The sequence below is a fragment of the Streptomyces sp. WAC 06738 genome, assembly GCF_003945505.1.
Classification (GTDB): Bacteria; Actinomycetota; Actinomycetes; order Streptomycetales; family Streptomycetaceae; genus Streptomyces.
Genome location: NZ_CP029618.1, coordinates 5,037,926 through 5,053,557, shown reverse-complemented (window position 1 = coordinate 5,053,557; position 15,632 = coordinate 5,037,926). Strand labels below are relative to the sequence as shown.

At 73.3% G+C, this 15,632-nt stretch carries 14 protein-coding genes and 1 pseudogene; 5 read left to right on the top strand and 10 right to left on the bottom strand.

Going from position 1 to position 15,632, the window contains the following annotated elements; all coding sequences use genetic code 11:
• Nucleotides 1-197: 197 nt before the first annotated feature.
• From DMB38_RS22465 to DMB38_RS22450, 4 genes and pseudogenes are all read right to left on the bottom strand, one after another.
• On the bottom strand, nt 198-1,313 hold the full coding sequence (locus DMB38_RS22465) for a GuaB3 family IMP dehydrogenase-related protein (protein ID WP_125936682.1): 1,116 nt from the start codon (nt 1,311-1,313) through the stop codon (nt 198-200).
• Between the two features lie 53 nt (nt 1,314-1,366).
• On the bottom strand, nt 1,367-2,872 hold the full coding sequence (gene guaB, locus DMB38_RS22460; RefSeq protein ID WP_125936681.1) for an IMP dehydrogenase: 1,506 nt from the start codon (nt 2,870-2,872) through the stop codon (nt 1,367-1,369).
• Between the two features lie 246 nt (nt 2,873-3,118).
• A pseudogene (locus DMB38_RS22455) lies at nt 3,119-3,700 on the bottom strand (sigma-70 family RNA polymerase sigma factor); the annotation flags it as partial.
• 301 nt (nt 3,701-4,001) lie between these two features.
• Complete coding sequence (locus DMB38_RS22450) at nt 4,002-4,613, bottom strand: response regulator transcription factor (protein WP_026276081.1); 612 nt, start codon at nt 4,611-4,613, stop codon at nt 4,002-4,004.
• A 412-nt stretch (nt 4,614-5,025) separates the two neighbouring features.
• Here DMB38_RS22450 and DMB38_RS22445 point away from each other — a divergent pair, with 412 nt between their 5' ends.
• Nucleotides 5,026-5,397 (top strand): WhiB family transcriptional regulator, encoded by a 372-nt coding sequence (locus tag DMB38_RS22445; RefSeq protein WP_125936679.1) that lies wholly within the window; start codon nt 5,026-5,028, stop codon nt 5,395-5,397.
• 84 nt (nt 5,398-5,481) lie between these two features.
• On the opposite strand, the gene DMB38_RS22440 is transcribed toward DMB38_RS22445, so the two are convergent.
• Nucleotides 5,482-6,450 carry a LysR family transcriptional regulator gene (locus DMB38_RS22440; RefSeq protein WP_125936678.1) on the bottom strand — a complete coding sequence of 323 codons (969 nt, stop codon included), beginning with the start codon at nt 6,448-6,450 and terminating at the stop codon, nt 5,482-5,484.
• Between the two features lie 88 nt (nt 6,451-6,538).
• Here DMB38_RS22440 and DMB38_RS22435 point away from each other — a divergent pair, with 88 nt between their 5' ends.
• The 3 genes from DMB38_RS22435 (at nt 6,539) to DMB38_RS22425 (ending at nt 9,746) form a co-directional block, all read left to right on the top strand.
• Nucleotides 6,539-7,207 (top strand): MOSC domain-containing protein, encoded by a 669-nt coding sequence (locus DMB38_RS22435; RefSeq protein WP_125936677.1) that lies wholly within the window; start codon nt 6,539-6,541, stop codon nt 7,205-7,207.
• Between the two features lie 109 nt (nt 7,208-7,316).
• Nucleotides 7,317-8,885 (top strand): multicopper oxidase domain-containing protein, encoded by a 1,569-nt coding sequence (locus DMB38_RS22430; protein ID WP_206337725.1) that lies wholly within the window; start codon nt 7,317-7,319, stop codon nt 8,883-8,885.
• Between the two features lie 81 nt (nt 8,886-8,966).
• Nucleotides 8,967-9,746 carry an SDR family oxidoreductase gene (locus DMB38_RS22425; protein ID WP_125936676.1) on the top strand — a complete coding sequence of 260 codons (780 nt, stop codon included), beginning with the start codon at nt 8,967-8,969 and terminating at the stop codon, nt 9,744-9,746.
• A gap of 159 nt (nt 9,747-9,905) precedes the next feature.
• Here the strand turns inward: DMB38_RS22425 and groL are convergent, their stop codons facing one another.
• From groL to DMB38_RS22405, 4 genes are all read right to left on the bottom strand, one after another.
• Complete coding sequence (gene groL / locus DMB38_RS22420) at nt 9,906-11,531, bottom strand: chaperonin GroEL (RefSeq protein ID WP_125936675.1); 1,626 nt, start codon at nt 11,529-11,531, stop codon at nt 9,906-9,908.
• A gap of 125 nt (nt 11,532-11,656) precedes the next feature.
• The gene (groES, locus tag DMB38_RS22415) at nt 11,657-11,965 is read right to left on the bottom strand and encodes a co-chaperone GroES (RefSeq protein ID WP_047017603.1); all 309 of its coding nucleotides are present in this window, start codon (nt 11,963-11,965) and stop codon (nt 11,657-11,659) included.
• Nucleotides 11,966-12,201: 236 nt separating this feature from the next.
• On the bottom strand, nt 12,202-13,137 hold the full coding sequence (locus tag DMB38_RS22410) for a polysaccharide deacetylase family protein (RefSeq protein WP_125936674.1): 936 nt from the start codon (nt 13,135-13,137) through the stop codon (nt 12,202-12,204).
• Nucleotides 13,134-14,066 (bottom strand): polysaccharide deacetylase family protein, encoded by a 933-nt coding sequence (locus DMB38_RS22405; protein WP_125936673.1) that lies wholly within the window; start codon nt 14,064-14,066, stop codon nt 13,134-13,136. Before DMB38_RS22405 ends, DMB38_RS22410 begins: the two co-directional genes overlap by 4 nt.
• 112 nt (nt 14,067-14,178) lie before the next feature.
• On the opposite strand from DMB38_RS22405, the gene DMB38_RS22400 reads away from it, so the two are divergent.
• A complete protein-coding gene (locus DMB38_RS22400) occupies nt 14,179-15,390 on the top strand; it encodes a class I SAM-dependent methyltransferase (RefSeq protein WP_125936672.1) in 1,212 nt (403 codons plus the stop codon).
• On the opposite strand, the gene DMB38_RS22395 is transcribed toward DMB38_RS22400, so the two are convergent.
• On the bottom strand, nt 15,353-15,619 hold the full coding sequence (locus DMB38_RS22395) for a hypothetical protein (RefSeq protein ID WP_125939191.1): 267 nt from the start codon (nt 15,617-15,619) through the stop codon (nt 15,353-15,355). The genes DMB38_RS22400 and DMB38_RS22395 overlap by 38 nt on opposite strands.
• Between the last annotated feature and the right edge of the window lie 13 nt (nt 15,620-15,632).

The window sequence follows — 15,632 nt, the reverse complement described above, 5'->3', positions numbered from 1 at the left end:
TTGCGGTCGTCCGGTGCCGGGCGTTAATCATGCGGGGGCCGCCATCGGCGTCGTTGCCGGGGAGTTCGCCGATGCGGGAGCCGGTACGGGCGGGGGCGTACCGGGAGCGGGGAGAGCCGGGCCGCCGGGGGGCGGTTCGTGAGCGCACCCCCTGGCCCCGCGGGACTGCCCTCCCGCCGGGGCCGGGGTGGTGCTCGTCAGCGGGAGGCGGCCACCGTGACCTCGACGCGCTGGAACTCCTTCAGCTCCGAGTAGCCCGTCGTCGCCATCGCCCGGCGCAGCGCGCCGAAGAAGTTCATCGATCCGTCCGGGGTGTGCGACGGGCCCAGCAGGACTTCCTCCGTCGTGCCCACCGTGCCCAGGTCCATCACCTTCCCCCGCGGCACGTCCTCGTGGACCGCCTCCATCCCCCAGTGGTGCCCCCGCCCCGGCGCGTCCGTCGCGCGGGCCAGCGGCGAGCCCATCATCACCGCGTCCGCCCCGCACGCCACCGCCTTCGGCAGGTCGCCGGACCAGCCGACGCCGCCGTCCGCGATCACGTGCACGTAGCGGCCGCCGGATTCGTCCATGTAGTCCCGGCGCGCCGCGGCGACATCGGCCACCGCCGTCGCCATCGGCACCTGGATGCCCAGCACGTTGCGCGTCGTGTGCGCCGCGCCGCCGCCGAAGCCGACCAGCACGCCCGCCGCGCCCGTGCGCATCAGGTGCAGCGCCGCCGTGTACGTCGCGCAGCCGCCGACGATGACCGGCACGTCCAGCTCGTAGATGAACTGCTTGAGGTTCAGCGGCTCCGCCGCCGACGAGACGTGCTCCGCGGAGACCGTCGTGCCGCGGATGACGAAGATGTCCACCCCCGCGTCCACGACCGCCTTGGAGAACTGCGCCGTGCGCTGCGGCGACAGCGCCGCCGCCGTGACCACGCCCGACTCGCGGACCTCCGCGAGCCGCCGGCCGATCAGCTCCTCCTTGATCGGCTCGTCGTAGATCTCCTGCATCCGCCGCGTCGCGTCGCGCTCGTCCAGCCCGGCGATCTCGGCGAGCAGCGGCTCCGGGTTCTCGTAACGGGTCCACAGCCCTTCGAGGTTGAGCACCCCGAGGCCGCCGAAGCGCCCGATCCTTATGGCCGCCTCCGGCGAGACGACGGAGTCCATCGGGGCGGCGAGGAAGGGGAGCTCGAAGCGGTAGGCGTCGATCTGCCAGGCGATCGAGACCTCCTTCGGGTCCCGGGTGCGCCTGCTCGGCACGATGGCGATGTCGTCGAACGCGTACGCCTTGCGCCCGCGCTTGCCCCGGCCGATCTCGATCTCAGTCACGGATGCTGCCCTTTCCAGACGGTTGCCGCCCCAGTATCCCCCGGTCGGTCCGGTCAGACCTTGCGGGAGTAGTTCGGGGCCTCGGTCGTCATCTGGATGTCGTGCGGGTGGCTCTCCTTCAGGCCCGCGGAGGTGATGCGGACGAACCGGCCGCGCTCCTTCATCTCCGGGACGGTGCGCCCGCCGACGTAGAACATCGACTGCTTCAGCCCGCCGATGAGCTGGTGCACGACGGAGGCGAGGGGGCCGCGGTACGGGACCTGGCCCTCGATGCCCTCGGCGATGAGCTGGTCGTCGCTCTTCACCTCCTCCTGGAAGTACCGGTCCTTGGAGTACGACTTGGTGCCGCCGCGCGACTGCATCGCGCCCAGCGAGCCCATCCCGCGGTACGACTTGAACTGCTTGCCGTTGATGAAGAGCAGCTCGCCCGGCGACTCCTCGCAGCCCGCCAGCAGGCTGCCGAGCATCACCGTGTCCGCGCCGGCGACCAGCGCCTTGGCGATGTCGCCGCTGTACTGCAGGCCGCCGTCGCCGATGACCGGCACGCCGGCGTCCCGGGCCGCCTGCGCGGCCTCGTAGATCGCGGTGACCTGCGGGACGCCGACGCCGGCGACCACGCGGGTGGTGCAGATGGAGCCGGGGCCCACGCCGACCTTGATGCCGTCGACGCCCGCGTCGACGAGCGCCTGGGCGGCGTCGCGGGTGGCGACGTTGCCGGCGACGACGTCGACCGCCGCGTTCGACTTGATCTTCGCGGCCATGTCGGCGACGAGCCGCGAGTGGCCGTGCGCGGTGTCCACCACGATGAAGTCGGCGCCCGCCTCCACCAGCGCCTGCGCGCGGTCGTACGCGTCGCCCGCGACACCGACGGCGGCGCCGACGATCAGCCTGCCCTCCGTGTCCTTGGCGGCGTTCGGGTACTTCTCGGCCTTGACGAAGTCCTTGACCGTGATGAGGCCCTTGAGCACGTCCCGGTCGTCGACCAGCGGCAGCTTCTCGATCTTGTGCCGGCGCAGCAGCTCCATGGCCTCCGCGCCGGAGATCCCGACCCGGCCGGTGACCAGCGGCATCGGCGTCATGATCGACCGCACCTCGACGCTGCGGTCGGGCTCGAAGGCCATGTCGCGGTTGGTGACGATGCCGACGAGCCGGCCGCCGTCGTCGGTCACCGGTACCCCGCTGATCCGGAACCGGCCGCAGAGCGCGTCCGCCTCGGCGAGCGTCGCGTCGGGGCGGATGGTGATCGGGTCGGCGACCATGCCGGACTCGGAGCGCTTGACCTGGTCGACCTTCTTGGCCTGGTCCTCGATGGAGAGGTTGCGGTGCAGGACGCCGACGCCCCCCTGGCGGGCCATGGCGATGGCCATCCGGGACTCGGTGACCCGGTCCATGGCGGCGGAGAGAAGCGGAATGTTCACCTTGACGTTCCGCGACACATGGCTGGCGGTGTCGATCTCGCCCGGGGCCATGTCGGCGGCGCCGGGCAGCAGCAGCACGTCGTCGAAGGTGAGTCCGATGGTCGCGAACTTGTCAGGGACGTCGGCGGCGCGCTCTGTCATGACACCCTTCCGGTGGGTCTTGCCTGATGGGACTGACCATGGTAACGGCGCGCCGGAGCGTCACGTAACGGGGCTGGTGGCCGGTGCACGAAGGTACGAGGTCCGGGGCCGGCGGGACCTTCGGACCGGCGCCGCGGCCCGCTCTCCGTACGCCGTACGCGCCCATGCCGTACGCCCCGGGCGACGGCCCGTACGCCCCCGCGCCACGGCCCGTCCGTCCGGCGCCTACTGCCGCGCCAGCGCCCGCAGCCTGCTCAGCGCCCGGTGCTGCGCCACCCGCACCGCGCCCGGCGTCATGCCGAGCATCCGGCCCGTCTCCTCCGCGCTGAAGCCCGCCGCCACCCGCAGCAGCAGCAGCTCCCGCTGGTTCGCCGGCAGGCTCGCCAGGAGCTGCTTCGCCCACTCCGCGTCGCTGCTCAGCAGCGCCTGCTCCTCGGGGCCCAGCGAGTCGTCCGGCCGCTCCGGCATCTCGTCGGAGGGCACGGCGGTGGATCCCGGACCGCGCATCGCGGCGCGCTGGAGGTCCGCGACCTTGTGCGCGGCGATGGCGAAGACGAACGCCTCGAAGGGGCGGCCGGTGTCGCGGTAGCGCGGGAGCGCGCAGAGCACCGCGATGCAGACCTCCTGCGCGAGATCGTCGACGAAGTGCCGTGCGTCGCCGGGCAACCGGTGCAGCCGCGTGCGAACATAGCGGAGCGCCAGGGGGTGCACGTGGGCCAGCAGGTCGTGCGTCGCGCGCTCGTCCCCCTCGGCCGCGAGCTGCACGAGTCCCCTGATCTCGACGGGCCTTTCGGCCGTCTGGGAAACAGTGGTCTCGTTGCCGCGCATCCGTCCATGGTGCCTCGCCCCCGAACGTTCCGCGGTGTCGCGGCCGTCGTTGTAGACCGAAGCGTTATGCGCAACCGCGCGGACGGTCACCACGCGCGCCCTCCCTTCGCTGCCCCCGTGCGGGATTCGGCTGTGCCCGATGCGCCTCGTTCCGGAGAACCCATGCCTCAAGCATGCGCCTTCGCGCGGGAAACCGGATCGCCCCGTGGCCCGCGGCCCCGTTCCGCGGGCCCGCCGCCGGCTACGGGGCGGGTGTGCCGGCCCGGGGCGCGAAGCCCCGGCGCGGCGGATGCGCAGCAGGTCAGCGTACGAGACCCCAGCGGAAACCGAGCGCCACCGCGTGCGCCCGGTCGGAGGCGCCGAGCTTTTTGAAAAGCCTGCGCGCGTGGGTCTTCACGGTGTCCTCGGAGAGGAACAGCTCGCGGCCGATCTCGGCGTTGGACCGTCCGTGGCTCATGCCTTCGAGCACCTGGATCTCACGCGCCGTGAGCGTCGGCGCGGCCCCCATCTCGGTGGAGCGCAGCCGCCGCGGCGCGAGCCGCCACGTCGGGTCGGCGAGGGCCTGCGTGACGGTGGCCCGCAGCTCGGCGCGGGAGGCGTCCTTGTGCAGATAGCCGCGGGCGCCGGCGGCGACGGCGAGGGCCACGCCGTCGAGGTCCTCGGCCACGGTCAGCATGATGATCCGGGCCCCCGGGTCGGCCGAGAGCAGCCGGCGCACCGTCTCGACGCCGCCGAGCCCGGGCATCCGTACATCCATCAGAATCAGGTCCGAACGATCGGCACCCCAGCGGCGCAGTACTTCCTCGCCGTTAGCCGCCGTCGTCACGCGCTCGACGCCGGGCACGGTCGCAACCGCACGGCGCAGCGCCTCTCGGGCGAGTGGGGAGTCGTCGCAAACGAGGACGGAAGTCATGGCCGCCCTCCGGAGCTGATGCGCGTCACCTTGAGCCTCCAGGGCTGGTACGTATCGTCACCTTCGGCGGTCGACCGCGCGTCGGGCGCGCCCGGGACGAACGCGCTCGCAGTCAACCGCTTCCGCACTCTCAACGACGGTCACCCGAAAGAGTTACGGGGGCTGGTGGCACCTGTTGCAACGGCCGTCGCCACGGGGACCGGGGCCACACACGTCGCCACTCTACGTGAGGAAACGGTCACGGAGAAGCAGTCACCGCGCCGCGCCGCGCCATGACCCGAATGCACCTATTCCTGCCGCTCTGATCAGCTCTTTTCCATTTTCCCTATGAGTACTATTTACATCTGGTAAGCCCGGAAGGGTAGTGTCACGACCGATAAGGGTCCCCACGGCGCTCCCAAGGTGATACAAAATGGCTGATTTCTCCCGGCTGCCGGGCCCGAACGCCGATCTGTGGGACTGGCAGCTCATCGCGGCGTGCCGCGGTGTCGACAGCTCGTTGTTCTTTCACCCGGAAGGGGAGCGGGGCGCCGCCCGGAGCGCGCGGGAGGCCTCCGCCAAAGAGGTCTGCATGCGCTGTCCCGTGCGCGCGGAGTGCGCGGCGCACGCGCTGGCGGTTCGTGAGCCGTACGGCGTGTGGGGTGGGCTGACGGAGGACGAGCGCGAGGAGCTGCTGGGGCGCGCCCGGCACCGGACGCCGGCCCCGGGGTCCGCGTCCCCGGCACCCGCGGCGGCACCCGCCCCGGAAGAAGCGCCGACGCGGACGCCGACACCCCACAACTGAGGCGGACCGCCGCGGGGAGTCGCCGGGGCGGCGTCGTCCGTATCCCGCGCGCCTGCTCCGGGTCTTCTCCGCGTCCTACGCGTCCTACGCGTCCCGGGCGTCCTTCGCCGCCGCCGCCAGGCGGTCGAGCATCGCCGCCACCGCCGGCACCCGCGCCAGGTCCGGCAGCGTGAGCGCGACCACCTCCCGCCGCGCCTCCGGCGTCAGCGGCACGGTGACGACCCCCCGCGGCGGCACCGCGCGCACCGCGAGCCCCGGCAGCACCGCGGTCCCCAGCCCGGCGCGCACCAGGCCGACGACGGCGGGGTAGTCGTCGGTCGCGAAGTCGATACGGGGCGCGAAGCCGGCCCGTTCGCACAGCTCCACCAGATGCCGCCGGCACCGCGGGCAGCCCGCGATCACCGGCTGCGCGGCCAGCTCCGCCAGCTCCACCCGGCCCGCCGCGGCGGCGGGGTGGCCCTCCGGCACGAGGCACAGCAGCCGGTCGGCGAGGAGCGGCCGCAGGACGAGGCCGTCCCAGCCGTCGACGGGGTCGCCGACGGGACCGCCGCCCGCGGCGGCGGCGTCGGCACCGCGCTCCGGCACGGTCCCGCCGGCCGGCGGGTAGTGGAACGCCAGCGCGATCTCGCACTCCCCCTCCCGCAGCATCTCCACCGACCGCGGCGGTTCCGCGTCCACCAGCGAGATCCGTGTCCCCGGGTGCGCCTCCCGCATCGCCGCCAGCGCGCCCGGCACGATCGTGGAGCTGCCGCTCGGGAAGGACACCAGCCGCACCCGCCCCGCGCGCAGCCCCGCGAGCGCCGCGACCTCGTCCTCCGCCGCGGCCAGCCCGGCGAGGATGCCGCCCGCGTGCCGGACGAGCGCCTCCCCCGCCTCCGTCAGCCGCAGCTCGCGGCCGGCGCGGACGAGCAGCGGCGTGGCCGCCGTCTGTTCCAGCGCCTTCATCTGCTGGCTGACGGCGGGCTGGGTGAGGCCGAGTTCGCGGGCGGCGGCGGAGAACGAGCCGGTCGCGGCGACGGCCCGGAGAACACGCAGGTGGCGGGCGTCGAACATGCCCCCAGCCTAGGCGAGTCGCGCGCTCGGGCCCGCGCGATCGAAAAGCTCGTTGAGCCTGGCGGGACGGCGCGGTTACGGTCGGGGGATGCAGGTGCTCTCCGTGAACCTCGCCCGCCCGCAGACCGCGCCCGAGATCACCGACGCCCCCGGCTTCCTCACCGGCATCGACAAGCGCCCGGCCGACGGTCCGGTGCGCGTCGAGGAGCCGGGCCCCAAGGGCGTCGGCGGCAGCGCGCTCGCCGGCGACGTCATCGGCGACCTGCGCCACCACGGGGGCACGTACCAGGCGGTGTACGCGTTCGCGCGCGAAGACCTCGACATCTGGGGCGCCGAGCTGGGCCGCGAGCTGCCGAACGGCGTCTTCGGCGAGAACCTGACCACCTCCGGCCTCGACGTCTGCGGCGCGCGCATAGGCGAGCGCTGGCGGATCGGCCCCGACCTGCTGCTGGAGGTCACCAGCTCGCGCATACCCTGCCGCACCTTCGCCGGCTGGCTCGGCGAGCAGGGCTGGGTCAAGCGCTTCACGCAGGCGGCCCGCCCGGGCGCGTACCTGCGGGTGATCGAGCCGGGCGAGATCCGGGCCGGGGACGGGATCCGCATCGAGCACCGCCCGGACCACGAGGTGACGGCCGCGTTCTGGTTCCGCGCGAGCACCCTGGAGCGGGAGTTGCTGCCCCGGCTCCTCGCCGCCGGGGACGCGCTGCATCCGGAGTCCCGGGAGAAGGCCCGCAAGGCGGCGGCCCGCGCGTCCTGACGGCCGCGGTTCTCAGGGCTGACCCGGAGAGCGGGCTCAGGGTTCCCTCCGGGACGTACCCGTGCGATACCCGATGCCCGCCCGCCCATGTGTCAGAAAACTCTGACACATGACAAAGACGAGCGGACCGCGACCGCGGCTCAAGCGCGTACTCCTCACCCTCACCGCGGTGGCGGTCGCGATCGTGACGGTGGTCGTCGGGGCCGGAGCATGGTTCTACGCCACCGCGGACGTCTCCACGGTCGGCAAGGTCGACTTCACCGAAGAGCTGCGGATACCCCCGCTGGAGGAAGGCGAGGTGGAGGCGGACGGCACCCGGGTCTTCCGGCTGGGGATGCGCGCGGGCGAGACGGAGTTCGGGCCCGGCAGGACCACGCCGACCTGGGGGTTCACCAGCCCCGCCACGGCCGCGGACGCGCGGTGGCCCGGGACGTACCTCGGGCCGACGCTGCGCGCCGAGCGCGGCGAGAAGGTCCGCGTCGAGGTGGACAACGGGCTCGACGAGCCGTCCACCGTCCACTGGCACGGCATGCACCTGCCGGCCGCCATGGACGGCGGCCCGCACCAGATGGTCGGGGCCGGCGGCGAATGGCGGCCGCACTGGACCGTCGACCAGCCCGCGGCCACCCTCTGGTACCACCCGCACCCGCACGGACGGACGGAGCGGCACGTGCAGCGCGGGCTCGCCGGGATGTTCCTCGTCGACGACGCGAAGGCGCGCAAGCTCGGGCTTCCGGACGAGTACGGCGTGAACGACGTGCCCGTCGTCGTCCAGGACGTGCGCTTCGACGGCGACCGGTTCGACCACGGCCACCGGATGATGCGGAACACCGGCTTCCTGGGCGACGAGACGATGGTCAACGGCACGCTCGCCCCGTACCAGGAGGTACGCGACGAGGTCGTCCGGCTGCGGCTCCTCAACGCCTCCACCGCGCGCGTCTACGACTTCGGCTTCGCCGACGACCGGGCCTTCGACCTCGTCGGCACCGACGGCGGGCTGCTCGGGGCCCCGTACCGCACCGACCGCGTGCTCCTCTCCCCCGGCGAACGCGCCGAGATCCTGGTGCGGATGCGGCCGGGCGAGCGGACCGTCCTGCGCAGCAGCCCGCCGGGCGGCGGCGACTTCTGGCAGTCCCGCTTCGCCGGCGGCGACGACTCCTTCGACGTACTGGAGCTGCGCGCCGCCCGCACCCTGCGCCCGGCGCCCGCCGTGCCGGCGCGCTTCGGCGACGTGGAGCTGCCGGACCCGGCCGACGCCTCCCGCGAGCGCCACTTCGACCTGCGCACGAGCGGCATCAACGGGCAGCCGATGGCGATGGACCGGATCGACGCGACCGTCGAGCGCGGTGCGACCGAGATCTGGACGGTGCGCAACCGGGACGGCGTCACGCACAACTTCCACGTCCACGACGTGCAGTTCCGGGTCCTGGCGGTGGACGGCGAACCGCCGCCGCCGGAGCTGCGCGGGCGGAAGGACACGGTGTACGTGCCGAACGGGCGGGAGGTGAAGCTCGTGCTGCGCTTCGACGGGCCGCCCGACCCGGACGTGCCGTACATGTACCACTGCCATCTGCTGTCGCACGAGGACGGCGGGATGATGGGCCAGTTCGCGGTCGTGAATCCGGGTGAGAAGGCCGGGCGCCCGCCGGGCGGCGGGGAGGGACACGGCGGGCACTGACCGGGCCCACCGGCCGGCCGCTGACCTCGTGCCGACCGGGATGCCGACCGTGTCCTGACCTCGGACCGCTAGCGTGCGGACATGACGACTGCGCTGATTACGGGATCGACGGCCGGCCTGGGCGCCGCGTTCGCGCGCCGGCTGGCGGCTTCTGGGTACGACCTGGTGCTCGTCGCCAGGACGGCGGAGCGGCTGCACGCACAGGCCGCGGAGCTGCACGAGCGGTACGGCGTCGAGACGTCCGTGCTCCCCGCGGACCTGGCGACGGACGAGGGCATCGCGGCGGTGGAGAAGCGCCTCGGCGAGGCCGGGGCGGGGCAGCCGGTGGATCTGCTGGTGAACAACGCGGGGTTCGGGCTGAAGGGGCGCTTCCTCCAGGTCACGCTCGCCGACGAGCTGACGATGCTGAAGGTGCACTGCGAGGCGGTGCTGCGGCTGACGACGGCCGCGGCGGCGGCGATGCGGGAGCGGTCGCGGGGCGCGGTGCTGAACGTCGCGTCGGTGGCGGCGTTCGTGCCGCGGGGGACGTACGGGGCGAGCAAGTCGTGGGTCGTGCAGTTCACGCAGGGCGTGGCGCGGGATCTGGCGGGGAGCGGGGTGCGGCTGATGGTGCTGTGCCCGGGGTTCATCCGGACGGAGTTCCACGAGCGGGCGGGGATGGGGACGGACGACATCCCGGGGTGGATGTGGCTGGACGCGGACAAGGTGGCTGCGGAGGGGCTACGGGACTTGAGGCGGGGACGTACGGTGTCGATCCCGGATCCGCGGTACAAGGCGCTGATGGGGGCGGCGAAGCTGGTACCGCGGGGGTTGCTGGGACGGGTGTCGACGGGGGCGGGCCGCAAGTACGGGCCTCAGTAGGGATCTGGCCGCCGCCCGGCCGGGCCCGGCACCGTGGGGAGGAGATTTTGTTCCCCGGCCCCGCCCCTTTCCGGGCCCCGGGGGCGCACGCCGCAGGGCCTCGCCCCCTTCGCGGAGGCGAGGCCCTGCGGTGTGTGTTGCCGTGCTACCGACCGGAGGTCAGTGGGAGTGGCCGTGGCCGTGGCCGTGGCCCGCGTCCTCCTCGGGCTCCGGCTTCTCCACGACCGCGCTCTCCGTGGTGAGCAGGAGGGAGGCGATCGACGCCGCGTTCTCCAGCGCCGAACGGGTCACCTTCACCGGGTCGATGACGCCGGCCTTCACCAGGTCGCCGTACTCGCCGGTGGCGGCGTTGAAGCCCTGGCCCTCGGTGAGCTCCGCGACCTTGGAGGTGATGACGTAGCCCTCCAGGCCCGCGTTCTCCGCGATCCAGCGCAGCGGCTCGACCGACGCGCGGCGGACGACCGCCACGCCGGTGGCCTCGTCGCCGGTGAGGCCGAGGCCGTCCTCCAGCACCTTCGCCGCGTGCACGAGCGCCGAGCCGCCGCCGGAGACGATGCCCTCCTCGACCGCCGCGCGGGTGGCGGAGATGGCGTCCTCCAGGCGGTGCTTCTTCTCCTTCAGCTCGACCTCGGTGGCCGCGCCGACGCGGATGACGCACACGCCGCCGGCCAGCTTCGCCAGCCGCTCCTGCAGCTTCTCGCGGTCCCAGTCGGAGTCCGTGGCGTCGATCTCGGCCTTGATCTGCGCGACCCGGCCGGCGACCTCGTCGGCCTTGCCGGCACCGTCGACGATCGTGGTGTCGTCCTTGGTGATGACCACGCGGCGGGCGGTGCCCAGCACCTCGAGACCGACCTGGTCGAGCTTGAGGCCGACCTCCTCGGAGACCACGGTGCCGCCGGTGAGGGTGGCCATGTCGCCGAGCATCGCCTTGCGGCGGTCGCCGAAGCCGGGGGCCTTGACCGCGACGGAGTTGAACGTGCCGCGGATCTTGTTGACGACGAGGGTGGACAGCGCCTCGCCCTCCACGTCCTCGGCGACGATCAGCAGCGGCTTCGCCGAGCCGGCCTGCATGACCTTCTCCAGCAGCGGCAGCAGGTCCTGGATGGAGGAGATCTTGCCCTGGTTGATCAGGATGTACGGGTCCTCCAGCACCGCCTCCATGCGGTCCTGGTCGGTGACCATGTAGTGCGACAGGTAGCCCTTGTCGAAGGCCATGCCCTCGGTGAAGTCCAGCTCCAGACCGAAGGTGTTGGACTCCTCGACGGTGATGACCCCGTCCTTGCCCACCTTGTCCATGGCCTCGCCGATGAGCTGGCCCACCTGCTCGTCCTGCGCGGAGAGCGCGGCGACCGCGGCGATGTCGGACTTGGAGTCGATCGGGCTGGCGGCCTTCAGCAGCTCGTCGGAGATCGCCGCGACGGCCGCGTCGATGCCGCGCTTGAGCGCGGAGGGGGAGGCGCCCGCGGCCACGTTGCGCAGGCCCTCGCGGACCAGGGCCTGGGCCAGCACGGTGGCGGTGGTGGTGCCGTCGCCCGCGATGTCGTTGGTCTTGGTCGCCACCTCCTTCACGAGCTGCACGCCCAGGTTCTCGTACGGGTCCTCGACCTCGATCTCCCGGGCGATGGTCACGCCGTCGTTGGTGATGGTCGGGGCGCCGAACTTCTTGTCGATGACGACGTTGCGGCCGCGGGGGCCGATCGTCACCTTCACGGTGTCGGCAAGCTTGTCCACGCCGCGCTCAAGAGCGCGGCGGGCGTCCTCGTCGAACTTCAGAGTCTTCGCCATGGAACGTGGGTCCTCTCAAGGGGCGCCGTAGGGAGCGCCGACGCCCCGGTCCGTTTCGATATGTCCTGCTCGGCGAACGGATCCGGGGCGCGGCCTGGTGTGGGAAGAAACGGGAAGCGCCCCGATTACTTCTCGATGATCGCGAGCACGTCGCGGGCCGAGAGGACGAGGTAGTCCTCGTTGTTGTACTTCACCTCGGTGCCGCCGTACTTGCTGTAGAGAACGACGTCGCCGACGGAGACGTCGAGCGGAAGCCGGTTGCCGTCCTCGAAGCGGCCGGGGCCAACGGCAAGGACGACGCCCTCCTGGGGCTTCTCCTTGGCGGTGTCCGGAATGACCAGGCCCGAGGCCGTGGTCTCCTCGGCGTCGAGCGGCTGGACCACGATGCGGTCCTCAAGCGGCTTGATGGCAACCTTGGTGCTGGCGGTCGTCACGATCCGACCTCCCCCTTCGGAGATCTCGCGGGGTTGAATGTCTGGGGTGGCGATCCTGGAGGATCCGTCGTCGCGGGTGCCGGATCCGCCTCGTCGCTGTGTTGGCACTCTCCCCGGGGGAGTGCCAGAGCCGAGGTTATGCCGCCCTTTAGCACTCGGTCAAGCCGAGTGCCAGATTGCCACCCGCATCGCCCGCCGCCGGCCGTACAGTCGTACCGGCCGCGCCCCCGTCCGGGTCACATGTAGTCCTCCAGGCGGGCCACCGTGAAGCCCTGCCGCTGGACTTCGCGGACGAACTCCGCCGTCACGTCCGTCATCGTCCGTCCGCCCTGCTGCTCGGGCCCCCGGAAGTGCGCCAGCACGATGTCGCCGGGGCGCAGCCGGTCGCCGCTGCGGTACTCCAGACCGCTCGCCTTCATGTCGGCCCGCCACAGCGGCATCGCGCGGACGCCGCAGGAGGCCGCGGCCCGCAGCGTCGCCGCGTCGTACGTGCCGTAGGGCGGCCGGAAGAGCGTCGGGCGGACGCCGAAGGCGCCGGCGACGCGCTCCTGCTGCCGGCAGATCTGGCGGCGCTGCGCGGCGTACGGGAGGGAGGTGAGGTCGGGGTGGGTGAGGGTGTGGCCGTGGACGGAGTTGCCGAGGCGCCGCAGTTCCTCGAAGTAGCCGTAGTCCCCGCCGGCCGCCGAGTCGGAGAGGAACATGCTGAACGGCAGCCGCAGATCGGCCGCCATCCGGATGAACGCGGGGTCCTTCTCCCAGCCGTCGTCGATCGTGAGGAAGACGACCTTGTCCCGGGTCGGCACCCGGCCCGTGACCGCCGGCAGCCCGGAGTCCCCCGGCCGCACCGGGCGGCTCGCGGGGGGCGTGGGCGGGGCGGCGAGGGGACGGTCGAGGCCCCAGCGGCGGTACGCCCCGGGGCCGGTGGCGCGGGCGGCGTCCTTGCGGGCCGTGCCGTCGCCGCCGGGCAGCGCCCGCGGCGTACGCCCCGCGTGCCGGGCGCCCGGCTTGCCGTCCGCCCGGCCGTCCCCGGGCGCCGCGGACTCCTCCGCGCCCTGCGGGAACCATTCCTCGGTCGGCCTGGCCGCGTCCGCGCAGGCGGTGAGCGCGAGCAGGCAGACGGCGGCTATCGCGGCGGCTGACGACCGCCGCCCGGAGCGGCGGGTGCGCCTCATACGTAGTCCTCCAAGCGAGCAACGGCGAAGCCCTCGTCGTTCGCCTTACGGAGCACCGTACGGAGCATATCGGTCATCGTGCCGCCGAATTCGGAAGGTCCTTCGAAGTGGGTGAGCACGATATCGCCGGGGTGGAACGCGGTGTCCCCGCGGGAGTACGTCCAGCGTCCGGGGAACGCCTCCTGCTGCCAGAGCGGTACGAGATCGATGCCGCACTCCTTCGCGGCGCGCAGGGTGTCGGCGTTGTAATTGCCGTACGGCGGGCGGAAGATCCGCGGCCTGACGCCCATCTCGCGCTCCAGGACGCGCTGCTGGCCGCAGATCTCCTCGCGCTGGGCCGCGTAGGGCAGTTCGCGGAGGTTGGGGTGGTGGAGGGTGTGATTGCTGACGGTGGTGCCGAGGTCGCGGAGGTCGCGGAAGTAGCCGTAGTCGTCGCGCGCGACCTCGTCGGCGAGGAAGGCGCTGACGGGCACGCCGAGTTCGCGCAGCATGCGCAGCAACTCGGGGTCCTTGCGGTAGCCGTCGTCGATGGTCAGGAAGATCACGCGGTCGTCGGTCGGCACCCGGGTGATGACGGGCGGCAGGCCGGTACCGCCGCCGTTCGCCTCGAAGCCGGGTTCGGTGGCGAGCGCGGGTTTGCTGCGCGGCGGGGCCGGCGGCAGCAGCGGGGCGGCCTTCAGGCCCCAGGTGCGGGCGGCGGCGAGCCGCCGCGCGTGGACGCGCTGCTGGTGCTCCGCGGTGCGGGCGAGCGCGCGGGCGGGGGCGACGGCCGGGCCCCCGGCGATGGCGGGCTTGGCGTCCCCGTGGGGGTGGGTGAGGGGGCGGGGGTGGTCGCGCCCGGCGGTGCCGGAGGAGCAGGCGGAGGCGAGGAGCGCGGCGGTGGCGGCCAGGGCGACGAGGCCGGTGCATGGTCGGGCACGTGGGAGCATTTTATCCTTTTGTCGTATTAGTTCCGGAGCCCGCATCCTTCCAGTACGGAACGGGGTGTCACGGCGCCACGCCGTACGGGCGCCCGTACGGCGGACAGCGGACAATGGGCCCATGCACGGCCCCGACGCCCCCGACGACCCCCTCGCCGCCCTCCTCACCCCCGAGGGGCAGGCGCTCCTCGCCGAACTGCGGGAGCACGACCCCGCCGACGAACTGGCCCTCGCCACCCGGCTGCGCCGCACCCACCCCGCGGAGCTGGTCTCCGCCGCGCTCGGGCAGGCCCGGCTGCGGCAGCGCGCGGCGGCGAAGTTCGGGGCGGACGCGGCGCGGATGTACTTCACCCCCGACGGCGTCGAGCAGGCCACCCGTACGGCGGTGGCGGCGCACCGCGCGGCCCGGTTCGCGGCGCTCGGCGTCGACCGGGTCGCCGACCTGTGCTGCGGCATCGGCGGCGACGCGGTGGCGCTGGCGCGGGCCGGGATCGCGGTGCTCGCCGTCGACCGGGACCCGGCGGCGGCCGCCGCCGCGCGCGCCAACGCGACGGCGCTGGGGGTCGCGGGGCGGGTCGAGGTGCGCTGCGCGGAGGTGGGGGACGTGGACATCTCCGGGTACGACGCGGTCTTCGTCGACCCGGCGCGGCGGGTCAGAGGGCGCGGCCGGGTCTTCGACCCCGAGGCGTACTCCCCGCCGCTCTCCTGGGCCGTCGAGGTCGCCGGCCGGGTCTCGCACGGAGCGCTGAAGGTCGCCCCCGGCATCCCGCACGAGGCGGTGCCGGAGGCCGCGGAGGCGGAGTGGGTCTCCGACGCCGGCGACGTGAAGGAGGCCGTGCTCTGGTTCGGCGCCGCATCCGGCGCCGTCTCCCCCGGCCGCCGCCGCGCGACCCTGCTGCCCGGCGGCGCCACCCTCGTGGGCCGCGGCCTGCCCGACCCGCCGCCGGGCCCCGTGGGGCGCTATCTGTACGAGCCGGACGGCGCCGTCATCCGCGCGCACCTCGTCGCCGAGGTGGCGGCGCAGGCCGGCGGGCGGCTGCTGGATCCCACCATCGCGTACGTCACGTCCGACGACCTGGTGCGGACCCCGTACGCCACCGCGTACGAGATCACCGACACGCTCCCCTTCAACGTCAAGAAGCTCCGCGCCCTGCTCCGCGAACGCGGCGTCGGCAGCGTCACCGTCAAGAAGCGCGGCTCCGCCGTCGAACCCGAGGAGCTGCGGCGCAAGCTGAAGCTCACCGGCCCGGCCGCGGTGTCCTGCACCGTCTTCCTCACCCGCGTCGCCGGCGCCCCTACGGTGCTTCTGGGCCGTCCGGCCCCAGCGACGTGAACCGCCACCGGTGCACCGGCCGGGCCAGCAGTCCCGCGTCCGGGTCCCCGAGTTCCGGCATGGGAGCCTCGCGGTTGCCGCAGCCCGCGTCCCACCAGGTGATGACCAGCACCCGGTCCCCCGGCGCGCGGAACGTCTCGCGCCGCAGCGGCCGAACGGGCAGGCGCTCCGCCCGCGCCCACGCCAGCAGTTCGTCGCCACGCCCGGCCGCGGCCTTGGCCTCCCACATCAGCGCGATGACG